The sequence below is a fragment of the Geminocystis sp. CENA526 genome, assembly GCF_050753365.1.
Taxonomy (GTDB): domain Bacteria; phylum Cyanobacteriota; class Cyanobacteriia; order Cyanobacteriales; family Cyanobacteriaceae; genus Geminocystis.
Map to the genome: position 1 here is coordinate 1 of NZ_JBLZFY010000139.1, position 8,657 is coordinate 8,657.

The window sequence follows — 8,657 nt, forward strand, 5'->3', positions numbered from 1 at the left end:
GCAGGTGTTAGGTTAAATTAAAACTGTAAATTTATAATATTTTGCATTTTTAAAATCCTAAATCTATTATATATCAATACTTTTAACGATTATTTATTACTAAAATATCATAACTACTGTAGAAGAGCCAAAAAATTTTCTACTAAATAGTAAAACGAGAGGCTAAAGAAAAAATTCCAAATATTAATAAAACTGCTCCACTAAGGGGATTTATCCACTGAGTAATAATGCGTAAATTTAGAAAACTTTTTAATGTTCCTGTAAAAGTACCAGCTAAGATTAAAGGAAAAACATAGCCTATTGCATAAGAAACAAGAAAAACAACACCAATAACTAAATTTTTACTATTAGCAATATAGGCTAATAATGCAAGTAAAACTGGGGTACTGCAAGGAGAGGCAATTAAACCAAATGTTAATCCTAAAAGATAAGATTTTAAACTGTTAGGAAAATTATCTCTTATCCAATTTGAGGTATCCCAATTAGGAAATTTTAAGGGGATTATATCTAATAAATTTAAACCCATTATAATAGCGATCGAACTGACAATGATAGGTAAACCGATACCAATTTGCCCGTAAACTTTACCCAGTAAGGCAGCAAAAACTCCTAAAATAGCTAAAGTAGTTGCTAATCCTAAAGCAAAATAAGTTGATTGTAAAAAAGAAGCGAATTTGCCCTTATTTTCATAGCCTCCGATATAAGCAATCGTCAGGGGAAGCATGGATAACATACAGGGAGTCAAACTGGTGATTAATCCTGTAAATAAGATGATAATAATAGAAAAAACACTAAGATGATTTAATTGGTTAGCGACTAATTGTTCTGCTAATTGTTGCAAATGATACAGTTTTGTGGATACAGATTGAAAAATCATTATTAAGAATTAAGAATGAGAAATAAGTAATGAGTAATGAGTAAGGAGTAATGAGTAATAAGTAATAAGTAATAAGTAATTTTTGTCGTTTTGCTTCACCCTATCCCCCTATCCCCCTATCACCCTATCATCTTCACTATCCACCATCCAGTATTCACTATTCACTATTCACTATTCACTATTCACTATTCACTATTATGACTGACTTGCAATGGATTTTAATATGTGCAGGGTTGGTGTTTTTAATGCAACCGGGGTTTATGTGTTTGGAGTCGGGGTTAACTCGATCGAAGAACAACATAAATGTAGCTGTTAAGAACTTAGCAGATTTTGGTATCTCTGTCGCACTTTTCTGGATGTTCGGTTATGGTATCATGTTCGGATTCAGTTGGTGGGGTTGGATTGGTGCGGATGGATTCTTCCTAGATATGGGGGATGATGCGGATTTGGGGGCTTTTTTCCTGTTTCAAGCGATGTTTTGCAGTACAGCTACTACGATCGTATCAGGTGCGGTAGCAGAAAGGTTAAAATTTAGTTCCTATATTGTGGCATCTATCATTATTTCTGGCATTATATACCCTTTTTTCGGGCATTGGGCATGGAATGGATTGAATACGATGGAGAATTTTACGGGATGGTTAGGAAAGTTAGGTTTTGTGGACTTTGCAGGGTGTACAGTAGTTCATTCGATCGGGGCTTGGGTAGCATTTGCCCTTTTATTGATTATAGGGGCTCGTGAGGGGCGTTTTGCCATGAATGGTTATGCTCGTAAAATCAATGGTTCAAATATACCAATGTCGGTTTTAGGAGTGATGCTGTTATGGATAGCGTGGTTTGGCTTTAATGGCGGTAGCATTCTACTGTTTAATAATCATGTGCCGAGAATTTTAGTTAATACCCTCATGGGAGGAGTAGCTGGAATGATTAGCGGTTGCTTTTTTGGATGGCAAAAGTATAAAATACCCGAAGTGGAATTTTTGATGAATGGTACGATCGCAGGGTTAGTTTCTATCACCGCCTGTTGTCATGTTGTCTCTACCCCCCAAGCCGTGATTATTGGTGCCATTGGGGCTTATTTAATGTTATGGGCAAAAAATCAATTAGAGCGTTATAAAATAGATGATGCGGTGGATGCTGTTGCAGTACATGGTGTAGCAGGTACATGGGGAGTTTTAGCTGTTGCCTTGTTTGGTAATCCAGACTTATTAGGCACGGGATTAACGCCTTTTCAGCAATTCTGGGTACAGTTATTAGGGATTTTGGTGTGTTTTGTTTGGGGTTTTGGGGTGGCGTGGTTACTGTTAAACCTCACTAATCGCTTTTTTCCTTTACGGGTATCTTTAGAAGAAGAAAACATAGGGTTAAATGTATCTGAACATAGAGCAAAAACTGAAGTCTATGATTTGCTGACGATTATGGATGAGCAAATTGAAACACAAGACCTTAGTTTGCGTGTGCCTGTTGAACCTTTTACGGAAGTAGGGCATATTGCTACTCGTTATAATCAAGTGATGGAGTCACTGGAGAAATCCACCGCTCAACTTCAAGCAGGAAATATTGAATTAGCCCATGCGAAGGAAAAAGCCGAAATAGCCAATCAAACTAAAAGTATCTTTTTGGCGAATATGAGTCACGAATTGCGCACTCCCATGAATGCTATTTTAGGTTTCTCTCAAATTATGATGCGATCGAAAACCTTACCAGAAGATCATCAGGAAAATATTAACATAATTCATCGCAGTGGTAACTATCTCTTGAATTTAATTAATAATGTCTTAGACTTGTCAAAGATAGAAGCAGGAAAAATGACATTAAACGAGAAAAACTTTGATCTCTATACATTATTAGCCGAAATTGAAGATTTATTCCACTTAAAAGCCGAAGATAAGGAATTACAGTTAAACTTTGAGCGAGAAAATAATGTACCCCGTTATATTTGTACAGACGAGACAAAATTACGTCAAGTATTGATTAACCTCTTAAACAACGGTATCAAATTCACCGAAGAAGGAGGGGTTAACCTGTTTGTTTATATCAATCCGAATCAACGAATTAAGGGGGATGAGATTAATATTACCTTTGCGGTGGAAGACACGGGGGCAGGAATTGCTGATGAAGACTTAGGCAAAGTATTTGAAGCCTTCTCCCAAACCGAAGTTGGTAGAAATAGCCAAGAAGGCACTGGTTTAGGTTTACCTATCAGCCGTAAATTTGTCCAACTCATGGGAGGAGACATCACCATCAAAAGTAAACTAGGGGAAGGGAGTATTTTTAGTTTTGATATTGTCGCAAAAGTCGTCAATGCCAATGATGTGGAAATAGAAGCTCGATCGTACTCCCGTCATGTGGTAGCCTTAAAATCAGGACAACAAAGGTATAGAATCCTAGTAGTGGACGATCGACCCATGAATCGTTTACTATTAATCAAACTACTGCAACCATTAGGATTTGAGTTAAAAGAGGCTGGTAACGGCAAAGAAGCCATCGAAATCTGGGATAATTGGAAACCTCATCTAATCTGGATGGATATGCGAATGCCAGTCATGGATGGTTACGAAGCCACTCAACACATCAAAGGCACAATTAAAGGAAACGCCACCGCTATAATTGCCTTAACCGCCAGTGTGTTAGAAGAAGAAAAAGCCGTTATTTTATCCGCAGGATGTGACGATTTTATCAGAAAACCCTTTAAAGAATCCGTTATTTTTGAGGCAATGGCAAAACACTTAGGAGTCGAATATATTTATGAAGAAGAAACTCACACCGCTACTGCATCAACAAATCAACCCTTAACCTTAGAGGATTTAGAAGTAATGCCTCCCTTATGGATAGAAGAATTATATCAAGCATCTGTTGATCTTGATGATGAGTTAATATTAGAATTGATAGCACAAATTCCCCAAGAATATAATATCTTGATAGAACAACTGACAAATTTGGTCGATAATTTTCAACTCAAAAAAATTAGAAAACTCATTGAGAATTAAGAATTAAGAATTAAAAATTAAGAATTAAACAACTCTCTGTTATCTCTCTAAGCCTTCTATCCTTTCCTGGTGATATTGTCATTGCAAGGTAATGACGCAATCTCTCATATTGTGATATTGTCACTGCGAGGTAACGAAACAATCTCTTATATTGTGATATTGTCATTGCGAGATAACGAAGCAATCTTTTTAAGGTAAGAAGTAAAAATAATAAGGCATTAATTTCATATTTTGCCTTCTAAATTCTACATTCTTAAAGTATCTATTATCTATTTTTTTAACTAACTATTTAAAACTGCTATATTTTATTAACAAATTTTAACACCAAATTTAAAAATCTAAGAAGTAAAATTTTATCAGGAAATCAAAGGAATAATTTTAATGGTTAATTGTGATATAAAATATTTATATAAATTAATGAATGAGTCTGATTATGTATCGGAAAATAATTTAGTAGAAAGTATCTTAATAGTAGATGATCAACCGGCTAATTTGAGAGTACTTTCTAAGATGTTAGAAGGAAAAAATTATAAAGTTAAAAAAGCGCCCGATGGAGAAAGTGCCATAATTGCAGCGCAATCAAATCCTCCCGACTTAATTTTATTAGATATTTTAATGCCTGATATGGATGGTTATACTGTTTGTCAGCAGTTGAAATCTAATCCAAAAACGAAACATATTCCCGTGATTTTTATTAGTGCTTTAAGTGATGTATTTGATAAAATAAAAGCCTTTGAAGTAGGAGGAATTGATTATATAACCAAGCCTTTTCAAGAAGAAGAAGTTATCGCCAGAATTACCAGTCAATTAACTATCCAAACCCAGAGAAAATTATTAGAAAAAGAGCAAGAATTAATCAAAAAAGAACAAGAAAACTTAAAGCAAGAAATTCGTCAAAGAAAAGAAGCAGAAGCGATATTATATCAATCAAGAGCATTAATTTCCAGTATTTTAAACGCTTCCCTTGATGGTATTGCCGCCTTAGAAGCCGTCAGAGATACACAAAGCGGAGAAATAAAAGATTTTCGTTGTATCGTGGTTAATCCTGTCACAGCCCAAATTTTTAATAGTCAACCTGAGGATTTAACAGGAAAATTAGTTTTTAAAAAATTTATTAATAAAATTCAACCTAATTTATTTCCAGCTTTTATTAAAGTAGTAGAAAGCGGTAAATCTTTAGAACAGGATATTCGATATAATCATAAAACGGGACAAAAATGGTTTCACTTTATAGCGGTTAAATTAGGGGATGGTTTTTCTGTCACCGTTAGAGATATTACCGTTAGAAAAAAACTAGAATTGAAACTAAGTAAATTAGCAACGGTTGATGGTTTAACGGGAGTTTATAATCGCCACTTTTTCGACAAAACTTTAACTCAAGAATGGCAACGTTGTGGCAGGGAAAAACAACCCTTATCTCTCATTTTATGTGATGTGGACTATTTTAAACCTTATAATGATTTTTATGGACATCAACCTGGAGATAAATGTTTAATTAAAGTAGCTAAAACTATAGACAATTTTCTCAAAAGATCATCTGATTTTTTAGCCCGTTATGGTGGTGAAGAATTTGCAATTATTTTACCCAATACTCCTTTAGAAAAAGCAGTAATTTTAGCAGAAAAATTAAGGCAGGAAATCGAGAAATTAAAAATATTACATAAAAAATCCCAAGTTAGTAAATATATAACTTTGAGTTTAGGGGTTGCTTCGGTTATTCCTTCTGGTGATAGTAGTATTGAATCTTTAATTAAAATGGCAGATAATGCGTTATATCATGCCAAAGAAAGTGGCAGAAATCAAGTTAAATATCAAGAAGATGCACCCGTTTTGTCAGGAGGATAAATTTGATAAGTAGGGTTTGCTCAAAAATTATTTTGATGAAGAAAAGTAATAGGTAATAGTTTTGGAGTTATTATACCAGAGTGTAATATTTGTATTTTGTGTTTTTGTGCCTAGTTTTCGATTAAAAATAACTAAAACTGCGCACTACGAACGTTAATGTAGTCTGTCTCAATCCTTGATTTTTATAGTCTTCAGATTTATTCAGCAAACCCTAATTAATTTTTCTTTCTAATTCAGATATAATCAGTTATTATTATATTGAAAGACTCACAATAGGCATTTAGTTTTTAGTTTCTGGGGGTAAAGGCTATGGATAACGGAAATAATGAAAGGATTGTTGGTTATTTCATCGAGGAAGCAAAAGAACATTTAGAAACCATTGAAAAAGGTATTTTAGATTTATCTTCCGCCGTTAATGATGAAGAAAGTATAAATGAACTATTTAGGGCGGCACACTCCATCAAAGGGGGAGCGGCAATGTTGAATTTCACAAGTATTTCTAAAACTGCCCATCGTCTTGAAGATGCGTTTAAAATACTTAGGGATGATCCCATTCAAACAGATCAAACTTTAGAAAGTCTTTTCCTGAAAGTATATGATATTCTACAGGATTTGTTGGAACGTTTACAAGGTCCTTTAGGATTATCAGAGGAAGAAGGCGAACAAATTATGGAAACTGCCGAACCTCATTTTGTAGAATTATTAAATTATATTCAACAATTAGCCGATGGAGAAATTCCCGCTACTGAGCCAGTTACATCCGCTTCTGTTCGTGCTGCAAGTCCTTCCCTTACCGCTATTCCTAATAACGAAGTTGTGATGCAGGTAAGGCAGATATTGCAACAAATGTTAGTAATTTTTAAACAGGATGCGACTCCTAACAATCGGCAACAGTTACAGAGTATTTGTGATAAATTAAGTCAAATAGCGCCTACAGAAAACGGTTGGCAAAATCTGATAAAATGTGCAAAACAAGCTATTGCTAATCCGAAACATTCCTATCGTTTATTAGCCCCTGTTATTATTAAAGAAGTTAAACTAGCAGGAGACTGCCTAGAAGTTGGTAAGGGTTCAGAAATAGCACCATCTCAAGGATTAGAACAATTAGCTTATTCTAAGTTACCTCAAGTATTAATCAGTGTCGATCCTACCATTGCCGCCGAAACTATTACTAAAATTTTCAATCGAGAACAAATTTCTAAATTAGTTAATTTACTCCAAACTACTCACTAGGTTGATTTTCGATCATAATTATACCAGTACGATTTTCCCTGAAAATAGAGCATTTTCAGACTTACTATCAAAATTCATTTATTTTGGACAAGTGGAGTTTTTAAATTCTTAATTCTTAATTCTTAATTCTTAATTCTTAATTCTAGTCATGTTGCCGTTGATTACTGAGTTACTCGATCGATATAATATCTATTTACAACCGATTTATTTTGTGGTTGCTTGGGTTTTCTTGGGGATATTATTGTCCACATTAATTGGTGGTTTCAGAGATATTAAAAAAAGGGGAGAAATTATGCACAAAATTCCCTGTAGTGAATGTCAATATTTCACTAATAATTATCATCTAAAATGTACCCTTCAACCTCGAATTGCTAACACAGAATTAGCGATCGAATGTCCCGATTTTGTGATCAAAAAAACATGGTAAATAACGAGATTTTGTCATTAAAAACCGTCAAACAATCTCTTTCAACCTTGTAAGTTACAATAAAAATAATCAATTATTTCTAAAACCATGAATAAATACTTTTTGTTAATCGGAGTTTCGATCGTAACTACAATAAGTTATGTAAAATCCGCTCAAAGTTCACCCCTTTGTTATTTAATTGATGCCAATGGGAATCAAATCAACCTGAGTTTCATCTGTGAATCAAATAAACCAGAAACTTCCACTAATTCCACTGTTACCACTCCTCCCCCTCCTACGGCTACCAATAATCCTCCTGTTTCACCTAATGGTGGTGAGACTGAGACTCCCCCCAACGCAACACCTGCAAATACTCCTGAAGCAAAAACCGAACCAGATAAACCACAAGTATCTCCTGCAAGAAGACTTCTTCCCGTACTTAACAATCAAACTACACCAAACACTACTAATTAAATTATTAATTCACTTTGCTAAATTCACCTTGTTTTTGTTCGATCGTTATTACTTTAAATAATAGTCCTAAATATCTTGAAAAATTGTTTGAAAATATTACTAATCAGGGCAAAAATTTAGGACAATATGAGATTATATTTATCAATAATCTTTCTTTGAAAAAAAATTATTCACAAGTTAATAATATTTGTCTAAAGTACAATATTAAAAACGTGCAAAAATTTGCTACTAATGATATTTGTCAGAATATTTTAGATAGTTGTCGAGGTGAAATTATCGTCTTTATTGATGCTAATTGTTATCCTGATGCTCATTGGTTAGAAAATTTAATTAAGTCTTTTAATAATTCTAATATTAATATTGTTGCAGGAGAAATTTGTCAGGGTAAAGATAATCATAAATTTAGAAAAATAATTACTAATTTTTGGCATCAAAATAATTTTGAATGGAGTAATTTTTATGATAATCAAATAGCAAATATTGCGGTAAGAAAAAAATATTTACAACAAGCAAATAATCTCAATTTAACTCCAGTTAATTCCCAAGAGGTTAGTATTTATTATCGCATTTTACGGGAGATAGAAGCAGAAATAGTTTATAATCCTAGTTCGATCGTGTACTCAAACTTTTACCTTTGAAAAAAAACAAAATTTCTGGGATATATTGCCTTTAATTTATTGTTTGGAAACTAGACTTTTTCTAAGTCAAATTCTATTTTATTAGTTCAATTTATTGAACGAAAAATGTTAGATGTGGAATTTATTACACAGCTAGTTAGGGGTTGCTGAAAAAGTCTTTTGATGAAGATAGGGAAGAGGGAAAAGGGAAAAGGGAA

At 33.6% G+C, this 8,657-nt stretch carries 7 protein-coding genes; 6 read left to right on the forward strand and 1 reads right to left on the reverse strand.

Features of this window, described 5'->3' with window-relative positions; translation table 11 throughout:
• Positions 1-142: 142 nt before the first annotated feature.
• Positions 143-874 carry a cytochrome c biogenesis protein CcdA gene (locus ACN4EE_RS20855; RefSeq protein ID WP_431708437.1) on the reverse strand — a complete coding sequence of 244 codons (732 nt, stop codon included), beginning with the start codon at positions 872-874 and terminating at the stop codon, positions 143-145.
• A 200-nt stretch (positions 875-1,074) separates the two neighbouring features.
• Here ACN4EE_RS20855 and amt point away from each other — a divergent pair, with 200 nt between their 5' ends.
• The 6 genes from amt to ACN4EE_RS20885 all read left to right on the forward strand — a co-directional run bounded on the left by amt (position 1,075) and on the right by ACN4EE_RS20885 (position 8,460).
• A complete protein-coding gene (gene amt, locus ACN4EE_RS20860) occupies positions 1,075-3,864 on the forward strand; it encodes an ammonium transporter (protein ID WP_431708431.1) in 2,790 nt (929 codons plus the stop codon).
• 381 nt (positions 3,865-4,245) lie between these two features.
• Positions 4,246-5,709, forward strand: a complete 1,464-nt coding sequence (locus ACN4EE_RS20865; RefSeq protein WP_431708432.1) for a diguanylate cyclase — start codon at positions 4,246-4,248, stop codon at positions 5,707-5,709.
• Positions 5,710-6,018: 309 nt separating this feature from the next.
• Positions 6,019-6,942, forward strand: coding sequence for an Hpt domain-containing protein (locus ACN4EE_RS20870; protein WP_431708433.1), 924 nt, complete (start codon positions 6,019-6,021; stop codon positions 6,940-6,942).
• Between the two features lie 148 nt (positions 6,943-7,090).
• Positions 7,091-7,369: a hypothetical protein gene (locus ACN4EE_RS20875; protein WP_431708434.1), complete on the forward strand. Its 279-nt coding sequence runs from the start codon at positions 7,091-7,093 to the stop codon at positions 7,367-7,369.
• Positions 7,370-7,456: 87 nt separating this feature from the next.
• Entirely contained in the window at positions 7,457-7,822 is a 366-nt protein-coding gene (locus ACN4EE_RS20880; protein WP_431708435.1) for a hypothetical protein, read from the forward strand.
• A gap of 14 nt (positions 7,823-7,836) precedes the next feature.
• Positions 7,837-8,460 (forward strand): glycosyltransferase, encoded by a 624-nt coding sequence (locus ACN4EE_RS20885; RefSeq protein WP_431708436.1) that lies wholly within the window; start codon positions 7,837-7,839, stop codon positions 8,458-8,460.
• Positions 8,461-8,657: the final 197 nt, after the last annotated feature.